This window comes from Citrobacter sp. MGH 55, from assembly GCF_016906145.1.
In the GTDB taxonomy this organism is placed as follows: Bacteria; Pseudomonadota; Gammaproteobacteria; order Enterobacterales; family Enterobacteriaceae; genus Citrobacter_A; species Citrobacter_A amalonaticus.
This window is the reverse complement of the sequence record NZ_CP070239.1, coordinates 2,400,772-2,420,135: the sequence shown is the minus strand read 5'-3', so window position 1 is coordinate 2,420,135 and position 19,364 is coordinate 2,400,772. Positions and strand designations below refer to the sequence as shown.

At 55.8% G+C, this 19,364-nt stretch carries 19 protein-coding genes; 10 read left to right on the top strand and 9 right to left on the bottom strand.

The annotated features are described in order from the left end of the window. Positions 1-10: 10 nt before the first annotated feature. The 5 genes from srlB (at position 11) to gutQ (ending at position 3,414) form a co-directional block, all read left to right on the top strand. A complete protein-coding gene (gene srlB, locus JTI98_RS09715) occupies positions 11-373 on the top strand; it encodes a PTS glucitol/sorbitol transporter subunit IIA (protein ID WP_042322676.1) in 363 nt (120 codons plus the stop codon). Positions 374-383: 10 nt separating this feature from the next. Continuing rightward, complete coding sequence (gene srlD / locus JTI98_RS09710) at positions 384-1,163, top strand: sorbitol-6-phosphate dehydrogenase (RefSeq protein WP_216082197.1); 780 nt, start codon at positions 384-386, stop codon at positions 1,161-1,163. Positions 1,164-1,254: 91 nt separating this feature from the next. After that, the gene (gutM, locus tag JTI98_RS09705; RefSeq protein WP_042999606.1) at positions 1,255-1,614 is read left to right on the top strand and encodes a transcriptional regulator GutM; all 360 of its coding nucleotides are present in this window, start codon (positions 1,255-1,257) and stop codon (positions 1,612-1,614) included. A gap of 68 nt (positions 1,615-1,682) precedes the next feature. Further along, positions 1,683-2,456, top strand: coding sequence for a DNA-binding transcriptional repressor (locus JTI98_RS09700; protein WP_042999605.1), 774 nt, complete (start codon positions 1,683-1,685; stop codon positions 2,454-2,456). Beyond that, positions 2,449-3,414, top strand: coding sequence for an arabinose-5-phosphate isomerase GutQ (gene gutQ / locus JTI98_RS09695; RefSeq protein WP_058587004.1), 966 nt, complete (start codon positions 2,449-2,451; stop codon positions 3,412-3,414). Before JTI98_RS09700 ends, gutQ begins: the two co-directional genes overlap by 8 nt. Here gutQ and norR read toward each other — a convergent pair. Beyond that, positions 3,411-4,928 (bottom strand): nitric oxide reductase transcriptional regulator NorR, encoded by a 1,518-nt coding sequence (gene norR / locus JTI98_RS09690; RefSeq protein ID WP_044255083.1) that lies wholly within the window; start codon positions 4,926-4,928, stop codon positions 3,411-3,413. The two genes, gutQ and norR, sit on opposite strands and share 4 nt — an antisense overlap. Before the next feature lie 187 nt (positions 4,929-5,115). Between norR and norV the strand changes: the two genes are divergently transcribed. Both norV and norW read left to right on the top strand, forming a co-directional pair. Beyond that, the gene (gene norV / locus JTI98_RS09685) at positions 5,116-6,561 is read left to right on the top strand and encodes an anaerobic nitric oxide reductase flavorubredoxin (protein WP_216082196.1); all 1,446 of its coding nucleotides are present in this window, start codon (positions 5,116-5,118) and stop codon (positions 6,559-6,561) included. Continuing rightward, the gene (gene norW, locus JTI98_RS09680) at positions 6,558-7,700 is read left to right on the top strand and encodes an NADH:flavorubredoxin reductase NorW (RefSeq protein ID WP_216082195.1); all 1,143 of its coding nucleotides are present in this window, start codon (positions 6,558-6,560) and stop codon (positions 7,698-7,700) included. Before norV ends, norW begins: the two co-directional genes overlap by 4 nt. A 106-nt stretch (positions 7,701-7,806) precedes the next feature. Here norW and hypF read toward each other — a convergent pair whose 3' ends face one another. The 3 genes from hypF to JTI98_RS09665 all read right to left on the bottom strand — a co-directional run bounded on the left by hypF (position 7,807) and on the right by JTI98_RS09665 (position 11,854). Beyond that, positions 7,807-10,047, bottom strand: coding sequence for a carbamoyltransferase HypF (hypF, locus tag JTI98_RS09675; RefSeq protein WP_216082194.1), 2,241 nt, complete (start codon positions 10,045-10,047; stop codon positions 7,807-7,809). Positions 10,048-10,150: 103 nt separating this feature from the next. After that, a complete protein-coding gene (gene hydN / locus JTI98_RS09670; protein WP_042999599.1) occupies positions 10,151-10,696 on the bottom strand; it encodes an electron transport protein HydN in 546 nt (181 codons plus the stop codon). A 144-nt stretch (positions 10,697-10,840) separates the two neighbouring features. Then, positions 10,841-11,854 carry a LacI family DNA-binding transcriptional regulator gene (locus JTI98_RS09665; RefSeq protein WP_216082193.1) on the bottom strand — a complete coding sequence of 338 codons (1,014 nt, stop codon included), beginning with the start codon at positions 11,852-11,854 and terminating at the stop codon, positions 10,841-10,843. Positions 11,855-12,119: 265 nt separating this feature from the next. Here JTI98_RS09665 and ascF point away from each other — a divergent pair, with 265 nt between their 5' ends. From ascF to JTI98_RS09650, 3 genes are all read left to right on the top strand, one after another. Then, positions 12,120-13,574: a PTS cellobiose/arbutin/salicin transporter subunit IIBC gene (gene ascF, locus JTI98_RS09660; protein WP_054176949.1), complete on the top strand. Its 1,455-nt coding sequence runs from the start codon at positions 12,120-12,122 to the stop codon at positions 13,572-13,574. Positions 13,575-13,595: 21 nt separating this feature from the next. Continuing rightward, positions 13,596-15,020, top strand: a complete 1,425-nt coding sequence (locus JTI98_RS09655) for a 6-phospho-beta-glucosidase (RefSeq protein ID WP_058587011.1) — start codon at positions 13,596-13,598, stop codon at positions 15,018-15,020. Positions 15,021-15,187: 167 nt separating this feature from the next. Beyond that, positions 15,188-15,439, top strand: a complete 252-nt coding sequence (locus JTI98_RS09650; RefSeq protein WP_042999595.1) for a SymE family type I addiction module toxin — start codon at positions 15,188-15,190, stop codon at positions 15,437-15,439. A 26-nt stretch (positions 15,440-15,465) separates the two neighbouring features. Here JTI98_RS09650 and hycI read toward each other — a convergent pair whose 3' ends face one another. Genes hycI through hycE form a run of 5 tightly spaced genes read right to left on the bottom strand, consistent with a single transcriptional unit; the run spans position 15,466 to position 19,358 of the window. Beyond that, positions 15,466-15,930 (bottom strand): hydrogenase maturation peptidase HycI, encoded by a 465-nt coding sequence (gene hycI / locus JTI98_RS09645; RefSeq protein ID WP_042999594.1) that lies wholly within the window; start codon positions 15,928-15,930, stop codon positions 15,466-15,468. Then, entirely contained in the window at positions 15,923-16,333 is a 411-nt protein-coding gene (locus JTI98_RS09640) for a formate hydrogenlyase maturation HycH family protein (protein ID WP_216082192.1), read from the bottom strand. The genes hycI and JTI98_RS09640 overlap by 8 nt, the downstream gene beginning before the upstream one ends. Beyond that, positions 16,330-17,097, bottom strand: a complete 768-nt coding sequence (hycG, locus tag JTI98_RS09635) for a formate hydrogenlyase subunit HycG (protein ID WP_042999592.1) — start codon at positions 17,095-17,097, stop codon at positions 16,330-16,332. Before hycG ends, JTI98_RS09640 begins: the two co-directional genes overlap by 4 nt. After that, positions 17,097-17,639, bottom strand: a complete 543-nt coding sequence (hycF, locus tag JTI98_RS09630; protein WP_044255059.1) for a formate hydrogenlyase subunit HycF — start codon at positions 17,637-17,639, stop codon at positions 17,097-17,099. The genes hycG and hycF overlap by 1 nt, the downstream gene beginning before the upstream one ends. Positions 17,640-17,648: 9 nt before the next feature. Next, positions 17,649-19,358: a formate hydrogenlyase subunit HycE gene (gene hycE / locus JTI98_RS09625; RefSeq protein ID WP_042999590.1), complete on the bottom strand. Its 1,710-nt coding sequence runs from the start codon at positions 19,356-19,358 to the stop codon at positions 17,649-17,651. Between the last annotated feature and the right edge of the window lie 6 nt (positions 19,359-19,364).

Genomic DNA, 19,364 nt, shown 5'->3' with positions numbered 1-19,364 from the left:
AGGTGTCGACATGACCGTTATTTATCAGACCACCATCACCCGTATCGGCCAGAGCGCACCGGATGCGCTCTGCGACCAGATGCTGATTACCTTTCGTGAAGGCGCGCCTGCGGATATCGAGGAGTTTTGCTTTATCCATTGTCATGGCGAACTGAACGGCCCGCTGCAGCCCGGCGCCCAGTTCGAACTGGGTCAGCATCGTTATCCGGTCACTGCCGTTGGCAGTGTGGCCGAGCAGAATTTACGTGAACTGGGGCATATCACCCTGCGCTTCGATGGGCTGAGCGAAGCGGAATTTCCCGGCACCGTGCATGTCGCGGGGCCTGTACCGGACGATATCGCACCGGGCTGTATTTTGAAGTTTGTCGCTTAAGGAGAGAAAAATGAATCAGGTTGCCGTTGTCATTGGTGGAGGACAGACCCTGGGGGCGTTCCTCAGCCGTGGGCTTGCAGCAGAAGGGTATCGCGTTGCGGTGGTAGATATTCAGAGTGATAAAGCCGCAAACGTTGCACAGGAGATTAACGCAGAATTTGGCGAAGGCATGGCCTACGGTTTCGGCGCCGACGCCACCAGCGAACAGAGCGTGCTCGCACTCTCTCGCGGTGTGGATGAAATCTTTGGCCGCGTGGATCTGCTGGTTTACAGCGCCGGGATTGCGAAAGCAGCATTTATCAGTGATTTCCAGCTCGGTGATTTTGACCGCTCGCTGCAGGTGAATCTGGTCGGCTACTTCCTCTGCGCACGTGAATTCTCCCGTCTGATGATCCGCGATGGTATTCAGGGACGTATTATTCAGATCAACTCCAAATCCGGTAAAGTGGGCAGCAAGCACAATTCCGGCTACAGCGCGGCGAAGTTTGGCGGCGTGGGGTTAACGCAGTCGCTGGCGCTGGATCTGGCGGAATATGGCATTACCGTGCATTCGCTGATGCTCGGCAACCTGTTAAAGTCACCGATGTTCCAGTCGTTGCTGCCGCAGTACGCCACCAAGCTGGGTATCAAGCCAGACGAAGTGGAGCGGTATTACATTGATAAGGTTCCGCTGAAGCGCGGCTGCGACTATCAGGATGTGCTGAATATGTTGTTATTCTATGCCAGCCCGAAAGCGTCGTACTGCACCGGGCAGTCAATCAACGTTACCGGTGGACAAGTAATGTTTTAATGGGTATCGCCCGGTGGCAATACGCTTACCGGGCCTACCCGCAGGCCGGAGAAAGTGAAACCTCCGTCTGGCAAAATAAAAGGAGCAACATATGGTATCCGCACTCGTTACTGTCGCCGTCATTGCCTGGTGTGCACAACTGGCGCTGGGATACTGGCAAATATCGCGCTTTAACAACGCATTTGACCGACTTTGCCAACAGGGACGTGTCGGCGTAGGGCGTTCAGGAGGACGTTTTAAACCGCGCGTCGTGGTCGCCGTCGCTGTCGATGACAATCAGCGAGTCACCGATACGTTGTTTATGAAAGGTCTCACCGTATTCGCCAGACCAGGAAAAATCGCCGACATTCAGGGCAAACATCTTAATGAATTACAGCCTGATGTGATCTTTCCCCATGATCCGCTATCGCAGAATGCACTATCATTGGCGCTTAATCTGAAACATGGGTAATTTCGTTGTGAATGCTATTAGCTTGCGAAATTATCATTTCGCAAATTTAATTCAGGGTTATTTCGCCTATGAAACCTCGTCAGCGTCAGGCCGCCATTCTGGAGCATCTGCAAAAACAGGGTAAAAGCTCTGTGGAAGAGCTGGCCCAGTACTTTGACACCACGGGCACGACCATTCGCAAAGATCTTGTCGTTCTGGAAAATGCCGGTACCGTCATTCGCACCTATGGCGGCGTGATGTTAAATAAAGATGAGTCCGATCCGCCTATCGATCACAAAACGCTGATCAATACGCATAAGAAAGAGCGTATTGCTGAAGCTGCGGTCCGCTTTATCCATGATGGCGACTCCATCATTCTGGATGCCGGGAGTACCGTGCTACAAATGGTGCCGATGCTTACCCGCTTTAGCAATATCACCGTCATGACCAACAGCCTGCACATTGTCAACGCGCTGTCCGAGTTAGACAACGAACAAACCATCCTGATGCCTGGCGGAACATTTCGTAAAAAATCGGCCTCATTTCACGGACAACTGGCCGAAAACGCCTTTGAGCAGTTCAGTTTTGATAAACTCTTCATGGGCACCGACGGTATTGATCTCAGTGCCGGCGTGACCACCTTTAATGAGGTTTACACCGTCAGCAAAGCGATGTGTAACGCCGCTCGCGAAGTCATTCTGATGGCGGACTCATCAAAGTTTGGCCGCAAGAGTCCGAATGTTGTGTGCAGTCTGGAAAGCGTCGACAAACTGATTACCGACGCGGGTATTGATCCCGCATTTCGTCAGGCGCTGGAAGAAAAAGGGATTGAAGTGATCATAACCGGAGAAACCAATGAGTGATGCACTACTGAACGCGGGCCGTCAGACGTTAATGCTGGAATTACAGGAAGCAAGCCGTCTGCCGGAACGTCTGGGCGATGATTTTATCCGCGCCGCCAATACCATTATCCACTGTGAAGGCAAAGTGATTGTCTCAGGTATCGGCAAATCGGGCCATATTGGTAAGAAAATCGCCGCGACGCTCGCCAGTACCGGCACCCCGGCCTTTTTTGTTCACCCTGCCGAAGCGCTGCATGGCGATCTGGGGATGATCGAAAGCCGTGACGTGATGTTGTTTATCTCCTATTCCGGCGGCGCAAAAGAGCTGGATCTCATCATCCCGCGTCTGGAAGATAAATCCATCGCCCTGCTGGCAATGACCGGCAAACCCAATTCACCGCTGGGTCTGGCGGCGAAGGCTGTTCTGGATATCTCCGTTGAGCGCGAAGCCTGCCCGATGCACCTGGCACCGACCTCCAGCACCGTCAATACCCTGATGATGGGCGACGCGCTGGCGATGGCGGTTATGCAGGCACGCGGCTTCAATGAAGAAGATTTTGCCCGCTCGCATCCGGCCGGTGCGTTAGGCGCGCGTTTGCTTAATAAAGTGCATCACCTGATGCGCCGTGACGACGCTGTCCCGCAGGTTCAACTTGCCACCAGCGTGATGGACGCGATGCTGGAATTAAGCCGTACCGGTCTGGGTCTGGTCGCCGTTTGCGACGACCAGATGCAGGTGAAAGGCGTCTTTACCGACGGCGACCTGCGTCGCTGGCTGGTTGGCGGCGGCGCGCTCACCACGCCGGTCAGTAAAGCGATGACCCACAACGGCATCACCTTGCAGTCAGAAAGCCGGGCGATTGATGCCAAAGAGATCCTGATGAAACGCAAAATTACCGCCGCGCCGGTGGTGGATGAAACCGGTAAGCTCACCGGCGCCATCAACCTGCAGGATTTCTATCAGGCCGGGATACTCTAATCCTTCAGCCCCAGACGCTTCGCCAGCCGGTGCAGGTTGGCGACGTCCGTTTCAAGTGCCCGGGCGCTGGCCGCCCAGTTGTGATTATTTTGCGCCAGCGCCTGGCGAATCATTTCCCGCTGGAACGCCTCCGTCGCATCACGCAGATTGTGATTGCGCGGTAAATCCGCTGTCACTTCCGGCTGCGGCGTCATAGCCTCCTCCTGCAATGCGAAATGCTTCGCTTCCAGTACCACTTCGTCTCCGGATCGGGTCGCGCGCGCCAGCACTACCGCCCGATGAATCGCATGTTCCAGTTCACGCACGTTACCCGGCCAGCCGTAATTCAGCAGATGGCTACGCGCCCCAGGACTGAGCACCACGCGGGAAAGCCCCAGTCGTAATCGACACTGCTCGCAAAAATAACCCGCCAGTAACACCACATCTTCCCCGCGCTCCCGTAGCGGGGGAACCAAAAGCGGAAACACGCTCAGACGATGAAACAGATCGGCACGAAAACGTCCCGCCAGCACCTCTTCACGCAGATCGCGATTCGTTGCTGCCAGCACGCGCACATCCACGCGCAGGCTGCGGTCATCGCCGACGCGCTGAATATCGCCATACTGCAATACGCGCAGCAGTTTGGCTTGCAGAGCCAGCGACAGTTCACCAATTTCATCGAGGAATAACGTGCCGTTATCGGCCATTTCAAATTTGCCGCTACGGTTGCTGATGGCCCCGGTGAATGCCCCTTTCACATGACCAAACAGTTCGCTCTCCGCCACGCTTTCCGGCAGCGCGGCGCAGTTCAGGTAGACCAACGGGTTGACCGCGCGAGGTGAACCTTCGTGAATCGCCTTCGCCACCAGTTCTTTCCCGGTACCAGTTTCGCCGCTGATTAACACGTTAAGATCGGAGCCTGCCACAATCTCGATCTCTTTTTTCAACTGCATCATGTTCGGCGAGAGACCAATCATCTGCGTCTCTTTTATCTGTTCGAAATCGGTACTCGACCCCGGCAACATATTCTGGCTTTCCAGTTGTTCAATCAGCAGCGCGTTGCTCAATGCGCCGGCGGTCAGCGCGGCAATGAGCCGTAACTCCTCATCGCTGAAAACATCAAACTGATCCGGCGCCATGCCATCGAGGGTCAGCGCGCCGATCAGGTTCTGCCCGGCAAAAAGCGGCAACCCAATACAGGCATGCACTTTCAGACTCTCCTGCCCCGGGATCAATCCGTCATACGGGTCAGGCAAATCGCTGTCTGCCGGAAAGCGCACCACGTCTCCGGCGCGGGCGATGGCCTCCAGTCGGGGATGCCCTTCGAGGGTAAAACGCCTGCCGAGCACATCACGTGCAAGACCATCAATCGCCAGCGGGATAAACTGGCGCGCCTCATAACGCAGCAATGCAGAAGCATCGCATTCCAGCACCTGACGCAGCGTAGTAATCAGACGCTGAAAACGATCCTGATGGCCCACTCCGCGCTGTAATTCAATGGCGATCCCCGCCAGCACATCAACAGAAAAACTCATGCTGTCCTCACTGTCATTTTGACAATCCATACTGTCATATTGACTGTGTTATGAATAGTCTTTTTGACTACCATCTAATGAGTATAAAATTTTAAATCAATAAAAATCAAATAGATAAAAAATTGGCACGCGACCTGCAATAAGCGAAACAACTTATTTGAACAACGCTAAATGAATTGAGGTTGCTATGTCTATTCTGGTTAAAAATAATATCCATTGGGTTGGCCAACGTGACTGGGAAGTGCGTGATTTCCACGGAACCGAATACAAAACGCTGCGCGGCAGCAGCTATAACAGCTATCTCATCCGTGAAGAAAAAAATGTCCTGATCGATACCGTCGATCATAAATTCAGCCGTGAGTTTGTGCAGAACCTGCGTAATGAAATCGACCTCGCAGACATCGATTACATCATTATCAACCATGCGGAAGAAGATCACGCCGGGGCGCTGACCGAGCTGATGACGCAGATCCCGGATACCCCTATCTACTGCACCACCAACGCGATTGACTCAATTACCGGTCATCATCACCATCCGGAGTGGAATTTTAACGTCGTGAAAACCGGCGACACTCTGGATATTGGTAACGGCAAACAGTTGATCTTCGTGGAAACGCCGATGCTGCACTGGCCGGACAGCATGATGACCTACATGACCGGCGATGCCGTCCTGTTCAGTAACGACGCTTTCGGTCAGCACTACTGCGACGAACGTCTGTTTAACGATGAAGTGGATCAGATCGAGCTGTTCGAACAGTGCCAGCGTTACTACGCCAACATCCTGACCCCGTTCAGTCGTCTGGTGACGCCAAAAATTACCGAAATCCTCGGCTTCAACCTGCCGGTCGATATGATTGCCACCTCCCACGGCGTGGTCTGGCGCGATAATCCGACCCAGATTGTTGAGCTGTATCTGAAATGGGCGGCGGATTATCAGGAAGATCGCATCACAATTTTCTACGACACCATGTCCAATAACACCCGCATGATGGCGGATGCGATTGCACAGGGAATTAACGAAGTCGACCCGAACGTGGCAGTGAAAATTTTTAACGTCGCCCGCAGCGATAAAAACGAAATCCTGACCAACGTTTTTCGCTCTAAAGGTGTGCTGGTCGGCACCTCCACGATGAACAATGTGATGATGCCGAAAATCGCCGGTCTGGTGGAAGAGATGACCGGTCTGCGTTTTCGTAACAAACGCGCCAGCGCTTTTGGTTCCCACGGCTGGAGCGGCGGAGCGGTCGACCGCTTATCCACCCGTTTACAGGATGCCGGTTTTGAAATGTCGCTGAGCCTGAAGGCCAAATGGCGCCCGGACCTGGATGCGCTGGAACTGTGCCGCCAGCACGGTCGTGAAATCGCGCGTCAATGGGCGCTCGCGCCGTTGCCGGACGCGACAGTGAAAGCGACAACCAAAGAAGAAGCATGCGCCTGCGCCGCCGCAGCAGTCGACCTCGGTCCGAGCATGCAGTGCAGCGTGTGCCAGTGGATTTACGATCCGGCAAAAGGTGAACCGTTGCAGGATGTCGCGCCAGGTACGCCGTGGAGCGATGTGCCGGACAACTTCCTCTGTCCGGAATGTTCATTAGGCAAAGATGTCTTCGACGTGCTGGCAACGGAGGCAAAATGAGCCGGGGAATTGTCATCATTGGTTCAGGCTTTGCTGCCCGCCAGTTAGTCAAAAACATTCGCAAGCAGGACGCGGATGTCCCGTTAACTCTGATTGCGGCTGACAGCATGGATGAGTATAACAAACCCGATCTCAGTCATGTGATAAGCCAGGCGCAGCACGCCGACGACCTCACCCGTCAGTCGGCGGGAGAGTTTGCTGAACAGTTTGCTCTGCGTCTCTTTCCCCACACTTGGGTCACCGACATTGATGCCGATGCCCACGTGGTAAAAAGCCAGGACAAGCAGTGGCAGTACGACAAACTGGTGCTGGCTACGGGCGCTACGGCCTTTGTTCCACCGATAGCAGGACGTGAGTTAATGCTCACATTGAACAGCCAACAGGAGTACCGTGCCTGCGAAACACAGCTACGCGACGCCCAACGGGTTCTGATTGTCGGCGGCGGGTTGATTGGAACCGAACTGGCGATGGATTTCTGCCGCGCAGGTAAAGCGGTCACACTGATAGATAACGCAGCCAGCCTGCTTGCTTCGCTGATGCCGCCGGAAGTGAGCAGTCGCTTACAGCATCGTCTTACCGATATGGGTGTACACCTGTTGCTGAAATCACAGTTACATGGGCTGGAGAAAAGCGCATCCGGTATTCGTGCAACGTTCGATCGCGGGCGCAGCATTCACGTCGATGCGGTGATTGCCGCCACGGGTCTGCGCCCGGAAACGGCGCTGGCGCGTCGCGCCGGTTTAACCCTCAACCGCGGCGTTTGTGTCGACAGCTACCTGCAAACCAGCCACCCGGATATTTATGCCCTCGGCGACTGCGCGGAGATCAACGGTCAGGTGCTACCGTTCCTGCAGCCTATTCAGCTCAGTGCGATGTACCTGGCGAAAAATCTGCTCGGCGGCAACGCGCCGCTGAAGCTGCCTGCCATGTTAGTCAAAATCAAAACGCCAGAACTGCCGCTGCATCTGGCAGGGGAAACCCAGCGTCGCGATCTGAACTGGCACATTGCCGCAGAATCTGACGGCATGGTAGCCAAAGGGATGAACGGTGAAGGACAGCTCTGCGCCTTCGTGGTGAGTGAAGACAGAATGAAGGAGGCTTTCGCCCTGCTGAAAACGTTGCCTCGGCAGGCCGGATAAGACGCTCTGCGTCGCCATCCGGCGCTATCGCCACTGATTGATTAACCTCATGCACACGGAAGTGCGATATTGCTTGTCGTTTCGCCCCGCCTGCCCCGGGGCTTTTTTATGCTTCCGCCATCCCACGCGCAGCAGCAATCACCCCCTGTCCCAGCGACAGTCCACCGTCACCGGCTGGTAACTGCTGCGGGAACAGCAGCGTGAAATCCGCCAGATAATAAGCCAGGCGAGCCGACAGTAACCGGTTGTGCATCACCCCACCGCTGAACACCAGCGTGTTGATACCGCGTGCCGTGGCCTGCTCGCGCAGCATCGCGGCAAACCCTTGTGCCAGCACATCGTGGAAAGCCCATGCGCGTTCAGCGGGCGTTGCCTGCCAGTTCAGCCACTGCGACCAGAAGGTTGCCAGATCCAGTTGATTCCCCGTCAAGGGAAGCGTGACCGGATGTTTAACCCCCACGCATTGCGACGCCAGCGCCTCCAGTGTGCAGGCGGCTTCCCCTTCATAACTGAGCGATTCTGGCGCGCAGTTCAGCGCTGTGGCAACCGCATCGAACAGACGCCCGCAGGACGAGGCCAGCGGTGCGTTAATCCCACGCTCAATCGCTCGCGCCAGCACGTTCCAGTTCTGTCGCTGTAGGTATTGCGTTTCCGGATAGCGCTGCCAGTCAGGCACAAAGCGCAGACACTGCGCTAACAGGTTACGCCAGGGCTGCTTCGCGGCGAGATCGCCACCGGCAAGCGCCACGGCGGGCAATCCACCAAGATGTTCACACTCACGGTAGTTCACCCGCAGACACTCTCCTCCCCACAGCGCGCCCGCGTCACCCATTCCAATGCCGTCCAGCGTCAGGGCGATAACATCGCCACCGTCCAGCGGCCAGCCGTGCTCGGCCAGACAGGCCGCGGCATGAGCATGATGATGCAACACGATCTCCGTTGGCAGGTTCATCTCACTGGCCCACTGGCTGGAGACATACCCCGGATGGGCATCGCGAACAAGGCACTGTGGCGTGAAATCATAGATGTTCTGAATTAGCCGCAGTGCCTCACGCCACTGATTCTGTATCCCGTCATCGCTGAGATCGCCAAGATGCTGGCTGATCACCGCCTGCTTGCCGCGCACCAGGCAGAAGGTGTTTTTCAGATCCGCCCCCAGACACAGCATTGGTGGCACATTCTCAAATCCCGGCGGCAACGCCAGCGCGTCCGGGACATATCCCCGCGAGCGACGCAGCATTTCACCGCTTTCACGTACCACGGAATCGTCCATGCGCTGCACGATGTCGCGATTGTGTAACAGGAAACCCTCGGCAATATCCTGCAAATCCTCAAGTGCTTGTTCGTTGCTGATGGCCGGCGGTTTACCGCTAAGATTGCCGGAGGTCATTACCAGCGGGCGCTTCAGCGCCTGAAGCAACAGGTGCTGAAGTGGATTGGCGGGCAACATCACGCCAACCTCCGCAAGCCCTGGGGCAATACCGTCACACAGCGAGGAAACATGTTGCTTATCCACCAGCACAATCGGGGCGGCGGGCGTTTTCAGCAGTCGGGTCGCCGCATCCGACAGGCCCGACGCATCCGGCAGCATAACCGCCAGCGGTTTTGCCGGACGGCGCTTACGCGCACGAAGCCGCGCCACGGCATCGCTGTTTCGCGCATCGCAGGCCAGATGAAACCCGCCGATCCCCTTAACGGCAACAATACCTCCGGTCTGTAGCATTTCAACCGCAGCCTGTAATGCCGCCTCTTTTTCCGCCTGGTGTCCGCCACTCAGCCAGCGCAGATGCGGACCACACGCCGGGCACGCCACCGGCTGGGCATGAAAACGTCGGTCACAGGGATCGCGATACTCGCTGTCGCATTGCGGGCAGAGCGGAAATGACGCCATCACGGTAAACGGACGATCGTAGGGCATCGCCCGGATAATGGTAAAACGCGGGCCGCAATGGGTGCAGTTGATGAAGGGATAGCGATAACGCCGCTCTCCGGGCGTATTCATTTCGGCAAGACATTCCGGGCACGTCGCGGCATCGGGCACAATCTGGGTGTTCATCGTGCCGCCCGCACTCTGGCGAATGCTGAACTCCGTGGGCGGCTGCGCCCAGCGAAAAGGCTCACTTTCTACGCTGTCGATACGCGCCAATGGCGGACAATGGGCATGCAGTTCACGGATAAACAGCGCGGGATCTTCCAGCAATCGAACCACCACGCCATCGCCATCATTACAGACGTCGCCATGCAACTGAAGCTGCTGCGCCAGTTGCCAGACGAAAGGACGAAAGCCGACGCCCTGAACTTTGCCGCGAATACGGAGCTGTATGCCAGAGGGGGTATTTGTTGCCATTGAGTCATTCTCGCCATCATCATTCCCGGAAAGGTATTTTACGAAAATTTCCGGGAATTCCCTTGATGCCAGCGCGTTTCCTGAGTGATTTTTGCGGCAGGAATCAGAAAAGCAAAGAAGCGGAAGAATCCAGCGCCGCACGACGACGCTTTTCCGCGCTGAGTTGCTCGAGCTTATTACGGTCAACGCAAATCAGGGCATGCGTCGGACAGGCTTCCATACAGGCCGGACCGGCATCGCGGTGATAACAGAGATCGCACTTGTTAGCTTCCGCTTTTTCTGCCCGTACGTTCAGGCCGGCACCGCTATTACGCACAACCGGACGCACCACGACTTCCATTGCACCATATGGACAGGCCACCACGCAGGTTTTGCAGCCAATGCAACGTTCCTGCATGACATGAACAAAACCTTTATCACGGCTGATGGCACCGTTCGGACAGACGTTCGCACACGGCGCATCCTCACACTGGCGGCACAGCGTCGCCGTCGAGACATTCACACCTTTGATCACATGAATACGGGGTAAAAAGGTTTCAGGGGTCAGTGACGCGCAGTCCTGGTTTTCCTGATGGGAGACCACGCAGGCCACTTCACAGGTACGGCAACCAATGCACTTATTGGCGTCTGCAATGATGAAACGGTTCATCAAATTCTCCAGCAATGACAGATAATGTGCCGAAACATTCACAAATCATGCCAGTTTTTATCCTGCTGTAATTTAACGATATTTAAAAACAGAGGGTGACCGTTATGATGTCATCGTCACGAATGACGATGACGGATGACAATGTTACTGCGCCGCCATCGACATAACGGAATCTCGGCGAATCAACGTGCCGGTGAAGCTTTTCGGTGGCGTAAACGCCCCGCCGTCCAGCATGAAAATGAGTCGGCCAATGGTCTCCTGAATCATCTCCGTCACCGGAATTTTGACGCTGGAAAGCGCCGGTATGGTGTAGGGCGCCATCGCGATATCGTCAAAACCAATCACCGACACTTGCGATGGCACGGCGACCCCTTTGTCATGCAACTGTTTGATGGCCCCAATCGCCATGTCATCATTGCTGGCCACCAGCGCGCTGAACGTCACGTCGCGAGAAAGCAGCACGTCCACCCCTGCGGCACCGCAGGCCGGCGTCCATTTGCCTTTGACGATCAGGTCGTCATTAACGGCGATACCATGTCGGGTCAGTGCCTCTTTGTACCCCGACAGGCGTTCAACCCCGGTGGGTGAGTCCATCGAACCGGTGATAAATGCAATCTGCTGATGGCCTGCGCTAATCAGTTCCGCCACGGCGTTAAAACTGGTCTGCTTTTGATCGCACCAGACGCAGTGGCTACTGTTTTTCCGTAACCGGCGGTTAAGCACCATAATCGGCTGCGAGTGGCTGTCGATTATTTTATCGATCTCATCCACGCTGAGAAAACGCGGGTAGATCATGATCGCGTCGCAGCGCAAATCCAGCAGATACTGGATCGCCTGGCGTTCCTCCTCCGCGCTGTGTTTTCCATCGGCAAGCAGAAGCTGACGCCCCTGCTCTTCCGCCATCCGCGCGGTATGAAACAGCAATTCGCTAAAATAGACGCCGTGGTAGAGGGTGTTAGTCACCACCAGCCCCAGCGTCTGACTGGTTTTCGCCGCAAGGCTACGCGCCAGCAGGTTAGGCCGATAGCCGCTCTCTTCAATTGCCTGAAATACACGATCCTTCGTCTCCTGGCTGACGTAGCCATTCCCTGAAAGCACCCTGGAGACCGTCGCCTTCGACACCCCGGCCCGCTGCGCTACCTCCAGCATCGTCGTCATAAGTTTTCTTCCTTTTCTCGCAATGAGATGCAGTGTACTTCACTGCCGCGTGGTTGTCCCCGATGCTAAATCACACCAGAAAACCGTGAGTGACATGAATCACATTTCACAAAAATGGATAAAATTAAATATTGCCCAACTCCAATAAACTATTCATGATTTTGTGGAACCGGTTTCTCATCAGCGTTTCATCACCGACGATCGCTCAGGCGAATGTGCGGCAAAAATAAAACGTACCCTACTGATAAAACAGGATAAAAATCCTATGTCCAAGAATTATGCAGCGCTGGCGCGCTCCGTGGTGACGGCTCTGGGCGGCGTCGACAACATCACCGCAGTGACACACTGCATGACGCGTCTGCGTTTCGTTGTGAAAGATGACACGCTGGTCGACAGTGCCACGCTCAAAACCCTCAGCGGTGTACTCGGCGTCGTTCGCAGCGACAACCAGTGCCAGGTGATTATCGGCAATACCGTCTCCCAGGCGTATCGTGAGGTCGTCAACCTGTTGCCGGGCGATATGCAACCCGCCGAGCCCGTTGGCAAACCCAAGCTGACGCTCAGACGCATTGGCGCGGGGATCCTTGATGCGCTAATCGGTACCATGTCGCCGCTGATCCCGGCGATTATCGGCGGATCGATGCTCAAACTGTTGGCAATGATCCTTGAAATGACCGGCGTGCTGGAAAAAGGCTCCTCCACGTTAACGATCCTGACCGTGATCGGCGATGGCGCCTTCTTCTTCCTGCCGTTAATGGTGGCGGCCTCGGCGGCGATTAAATTTAAAACCAACATGTCGCTGGCGATCGCCATTGCCGGGGTGCTGGTGCATCCAAGCTTTATCGACCTGATGGCGAAAGCGGCACAGGGTGAACACGTTGAATTCGCCCTGATCCCGGTCACCGCGGTGAAATACACCTATACGGTTATTCCGGCGCTGGTGATGACCTGGTGTCTGTCGTACATCGAACGCTGGGTGGATCGCATTACGCCCGCGGTCACCAAAAACTTCCTCAAGCCTATGCTGATCGTGCTGATCGCCGCGCCGCTGGCTATCGTCCTGATTGGGCCGATTGGCATCTGGATTGGTAGCGCGATTTCCGCGCTGGTCTATACCATTCACGGTTATCTCGGCTGGCTGTCTGTTGCCATCATGGGCGCGCTGTGGCCGCTATTGGTAATGACCGGGATGCACCGCGTCTTTACGCCAACCATCATTCAGACCATTGCCGAAACGGGCAAAGAAGGGATGGTCATGCCGTCCGAAATTGGCGCCAACCTGTCGCTCGGCGGTTCCTCGCTGGCAGTAGCCTGGAAAACGAAAAACCCGGAACTGCGCCAGACTGCGCTGGCAGCGGCGGCCTCGGCCATCATGGCCGGAATTTCGGAACCCGCGCTCTACGGTGTGGCGGTGCGCCTGAAACGTCCACTGATTGCCAGCTTGATCAGCGGCTTTATCTGTGGCGCGGTCGCCGGGATGGCTGGACTCGCCAGCCACTCAATGGCGGCACCGGGCCTGTTTACCAGCGTTCAGTTCTTCGATCCGGCGAATCCCATGACTATTGTCTGGGTATTTGGCGTCATGGCGCTGGCGGTGGTGTTGTCATTTGTCCTGACGCTGCTGCTGGGCTTTGAAGATATCCCCGTCGAAGACGCGGCCGCACAGGCACGCAAAAACCAGGCTGCACAACCGTCTACGGTTAAAGGTGCCAGCGTCTGACTGTTATTCACTGAGGTTATTATGGCTGTATTTCCGCAAGGATTTTTATGGGGCGGCGCACTGGCCGCCAACCAGGCTGAAGGCGCATACCGGGAGGGCGGCAAAGGGCTGACCACTGTCGATATGATCCCGCACGGCGAGCATCGCATGCCGGTCAAACTGGGACAGGAGAAACGTTTCCAGCTGCGGAATGATGAATTTTATCCCAGCCATCAGGCGATCGATTTTTACCATCGCTATAAGGACGATATCGCCCTGATGGCGGAAATGGGCTTCACCGTCTTTCGCACCTCGATTGCCTGGAGCCGTATTTATCCCAACGGCGACGAACTGACGCCTAACGAGGAAGGCATTGCCTTCTATCGCGCGGTGTTTGCCGAGTGCAAAAAGTACGGTATTGAACCGCTGGTTACACTGTGCCACTTCGACGTGCCCATGCACCTGGTTACCGAATACGGCTCCTGGCGTAATCGCAAGATGGTGGAGTTTTTCACCCGCTATGCGCGTACCTGTTTTGACGCCTTTGACGGTCTGGTGAAATACTGGCTGACCTTCAATGAAATCAACATCATGCTGCACAGCCCGTTCTCCGGCGCGGGGTTGGTGTTTGAAGAGGGGGAAAATCAGGATCAGGTGAAATATCAGGCCGCGCACCATGAGCTGATTGCCAGCGCGCTGGCGACGAAAATTGCCCATGAGATCAACCCGCAGAACCAGGTGGGCTGCATGCTGGCGGGCGGTAATTTTTATCCGTACTCCTGCAAACCGGAAGATGTCTGGACAGCGCTGGAAAAAGATCGTGAAAACCTGTTCTTCATTGACGTACAGGCGCGCGGCGCGTATCCGGCTTACTCTGCCCGTGTGTTTCGTGAAAAAGGTGTGGTGATTGAGAAAGCCCCGGCAGATGATGCAATCCTGAAAAACACCGTCGATTTTGTCTCTTTCAGCTATTACACGTCGCGCTGCGCGTCGGCTGAGATGAACACAAAGAACAGCAGTGCCGCGAACGTGGTGAAGTCAATGCGCAACCCGTACATCCAGGTCAGCGACTGGGGCTGGGGGATCGACCCGCTTGGACTGCGCATCACGATGAATATGATGTACGACCGCTACCAGAAACCGCTGTTCCTGGTGGAAAACGGTCTCGGGGCAAAAGATGAAATCGATGCCGATGGCCACATTAATGACGATTATCGTATTCGCTATTTGCGCGAACACATCCGTGCGATGGCTGACGCCATTGAAGACGGCGTGCCGTTGATGGGTTACACCACCTGGGGCTGTATTGATCTGGTGGCCGCGTCGACGGGTGAGATGAGCAAACGGTATGGGTTCGTCTATGTCGACCGCGATGATGCCGGCAACGGTACGCTTGCGCGAACGCGTAAAAAATCGTTCTGGTGGTACAAAAAAGTGATCGCCAGCAACGGCCAGGATTTGGCGTAAACAGGATGGCGGATGGCGCTCGCGCTGTCCGCCCCTCCCTTCCCTCGTTACATCATTTGCATTTCGTTTCCGCTATCTCCCTTCCAGTTTCCGGTTTGCCCCTTCCCTTTTTTACTGGCATTTTATACAGGTATTTTCATCTACTCGTGGGCAACAAGGAATCGTTTATGACTATTGAGGCTGGCAGTCCTGAAATCGCTATCATCAGGCCGTTTCGTCGTTTAAAGGTGAGCTATGTCAGAAAGCGCCATGAAGATCCAAAAACCGGCAACACGCGCCGCTATAGCCGGCATGCGTCGTTAACCATTAATGGCGACTGGCTGGAACAGGCGGGTTTTCCGACCGGCACCCTTGTCAATGTGGCGGTAATGCAGGGGAAATTAGTGATCGAACAGGTGAGAGAGGAACAGGCCGGATGAGGTCATAGCGTCATCCGGCCTGAATGTCACGACGCCGCTAATTCCGCAAAGCCGCCGTGGCCCTCCCAGCCGTCGAGACGCTGGTAAACGGTGTCGACGGCATCCTTAATGGGTTGAGTCATAGGATAATAGAACCCGACGATATCCGGCTGAATCCCGAGGAAGATCACCTCGCCGACGTCTTCTTTAAGCTGATCAACCAGATAATTCAGCGGCATATTGTGGGTCGTCATCATGAACATCTCGGCGATATCGTCAGGATCGACAATGCGGATCTCGCCGGGATTCAACCCCATGTCGGTAGCGTCCACGATCAGCAGACGATCCGGGCGCAGTTCGCGAATGGCCACGATGTCATTTTCCGGCGCACTGCCTCCGTCAATGACCACCCAGTGACCTTTCGCCTGCGCCGCGCATTTTTCTGCCAGCAGCGGACCCGCGCCGTCATCCCCCATCATGCTGTTGCCAACACACAATAAAACGTCAGTCACGGTGTCTCCTTACCATCAGGTAAATCGCGCTCTCCTGATGAATATCGTACAACATGCTGAGCATCTGTTTGCTCCATGCCTGCTGCTCCGGGGTCTGTACCGCGAGCGCACGATCAAACGCGTGCGCCAGCATTTGCACATGATTAAAATCGATGACGATCTCGCCGTACTTCGGCACCCCTTCCATCTTCCGACGGGCCTCGCTACCCTCTTCCAGCGTGGCAATCCACGTCAGATACGCCTCCCACGGGCAGGTCAGCGCGGCTTCCAGGCAGTCGATGATCCCAAGATGGTGACCAATCGCCAGGCTGTAATAGACAACCTGCTGCGCCTCGGCGGGCGTCGCATCGTTCTCATCAATAAACTTACGGCTCAGTTGACTGAACACCACCGTTTCACTCATCGGATACGCGCCTCTTCGACTACCTGATTCAGGTGGGTGACGATCTCGGTCAGACGCGGATCGCTTTCCGCTTCCAGCCAGCGCGCCACCTGATGTTCACCCTGGCCGAGTTGACGCAGGTAATCATCCGCAATCTGACGCCCATAGCGATAACCGGCCAGTCGACGCGCCTCGCGATCGACCTTCACACGCAGCGGCTGCACCATGTCCGGATGCAGGATTTCCGCTGGCTGATCGTCCAGTTCTCCCGGTGCACGAGCATGAATTTTCTGCTCCAGCAAGCCCAGCGCCATCGCAAAGCCGTACAGCGTTGCCGCAGGCGTCGGTGGGCATCCTGGAATATACACATCCACCGGCACAATTTTGTCGGTGCCGCCCCAGACACAGTACAGGTCATGGAAGATACCGCCGCTGTTGCCGCAGGCGCCGTAAGAGATGCAGATTTTCGGATCGGGCGCAGACTGCCAGGCACGCAGCGCCGGGGAGCGCATCGCACGGGTAACCGCGCCGGTGAATAGCAGTATGTCCGCATGACGCGGCGACGGTACGACTTTGATACCGAAGCGTTCGGCGTCAAACAATGGTGATAAGGTCGCAAAAATTTCAATTTCACAGCCGTTACAGCCGCCGCAGTCCACGCGGTAAACATAGGCTGAACGCTTGATGTTTTTCAGTAATGACGCCTTCATGCTGGCGATGGACTCATCCACCGTCATCGGTACCGGAATACCGTTTGCGTCACGCGGACCTAATAAATGGCTCATCAGCTGGCCTCTTTCATATGGCGAGTCAGTTCAATTCGGTCGGACGGCACCAGGCACTTCTGACGTTTGCAGTCCGGGCAGGTCTCAAAGCTTTCGCGGTGATGCTCAGCGCGGCTGTCGCCGTTGTGCTTAAGCAACGCAATGGCGTAATCAATCTCTTTCTGAACAGCGAAAGGACGATGGCATACGCGGCAGTTGCACAGTGCAAAACGGGACTGCTGGAGGAAATCCTCTTTCTTCCACACCGCCAGTTCATACTCCTGCGAAAGCTTGATCGCCGCCGTCGGGCACACTTCTTCGCAGCGGGCGCAGAAAATGCAGCGCCCGAGGTTGAACTGCCAGGCCAGTTCGCCGCTAGCCAGATCGGTTTCCACCGTCAACGCATTTGACGGGCAGGCATTCACGCAGGCCGCGCAGCCAATGCACTGCTGCGGATTGTGCTCCGGCTTACCGCGGAAGTTTTTATCAACCGCAATCGGCTCCAGCGGATAAGACGAAGTCGGCGCGCCGGTTTTGATGACTTTTTTGATAAAGGTAAACATGGCGATTCCTTATTTCAGCGGCGAGTTTTTACGCTCAATGCTGTAGCGCTCAAGTTCTTTGTATGGCACGACTTTGCTCTTCTTCTTACGCACATCCACCACGGTCATGCGGTCAGTACAGGAGTAGCAAGGGTCAAGGCTACCGATAATCAGCGGTGCATCAGAAACGGTGTTGCCGCGCAGCATGTAACGCAGGGTCGGCCAGTTGGCGTAAGTCGCCGCACGACAGCGCCAGCGATACAGCTTCTGGTTGTCGCCGGTCATGCTCCAGTGAATATCGTCACCGCGTGGTGCTTCGGAAAAGCCCAGCGCAAAGCGATGCGGAATGTAGGTGAAGCCTTCCACCATTAGCGGACCGCCGGGCAGGTTGTCCAGACCGAAGTCGATCATATTCAGTGCGGTGTACACTTCGTTGATACGCACTTTCAGACGCGAGATCACATCGCAGCCCTGTTCGCTGTGAACAGTCATCGGCAGCAGACCGTAACCGACAAACGGGTGATCGGCGCGGGTGTCACGAGCGTGACCGCTGGCGCGAACCATCGGCCCAACGTTACTGAAATCACGCGCAATCTCTGGATCCAGACGACCAATTCCCACGGTGCGCTGTTCCATGTTCGGCGTACTGAGCAGCATATCCACCAGTTCCTGCACGTCGCGACGCATCTGCTGCGCCAGTTGACGGGTCTGGATCATGTCCTCCTTCAGCAGATCGCGACGAATCCCGCCGATCAGGTTCAGACCGTAGGTCTTACGCGCCCCGGTCAGGATCTCCGCCATCTTCATGGAGGTTTCGCGTACGCGGAAGAACTGCATAAAACCAGAGTCAAAACCGGTGAAGTGACAGGCCAGACCGAGGTTCAGCAGATGGGAGTGCAGACGCTCCACCTCCAGCAGAATGGCTCGGATCATTTGTGCGCGTTCCGGCACCACGATGCCCATCGCGTTTTCAACGGAGGTGGTATACGCGGTGCTGTGGGCGAAGCCGCAGATCCCGCAAACGCGATCCGACAGGAAGGTGACTTCGTTGTAGCCCATCCGGGTTTCCGCCAGTTTTTCCATGCCGCGATGGACATAGAACAGGCGGTAATCAGCGTCGATAATATTTTCGCCATCAACAAACAGGCGGAAGTGTCCCGGTTCATCCGAAGTGACGTGCAGCGGGCCAATCGGCACCACGTTATTTTTCTTGTCACCCAGTTCATTGATGAACTCGTAGGTTTCCGCATCGGTGGTCGGTGCCGGGCGCTGACGATAATCCATGCTGTCTTTACGCAACGGATAGAGTTCGTCCGGCCAGTCATCCGGCAGCACCAGACGGCGTTCGTCCGGCAGACCGACCGGGATCAGACCGTACATGTCGCGCACTTCGCGCTCGCCCCAGACGGCAGCCGGCACGCGCGGCGTGACGGACGGGAATTCCAGCTTATTGGCATCAACTTCAACACGTACCGTGATCCAGCATTTGGTACCCTGCTCCATCGACAGCACGTAGTACACCGCGTAATGACCGCACAGTTGACGTTCATCATTGCCAAACAGCACCGAGAGCCATCCGCCCTGCTTGTAGTAAAGGAATTCGACCACTTCCGGCAGATAGTTGACCTTCACGGTGATGGTCAGCTGATCCCGGGTCTGCCAGGCTTCGTCCAGCACCACGCCAGGAAACGCCTGGTGCAGTGCGGCAAGGTATTGTTGACCAACTTTTTCTTCAGACATGCTCAA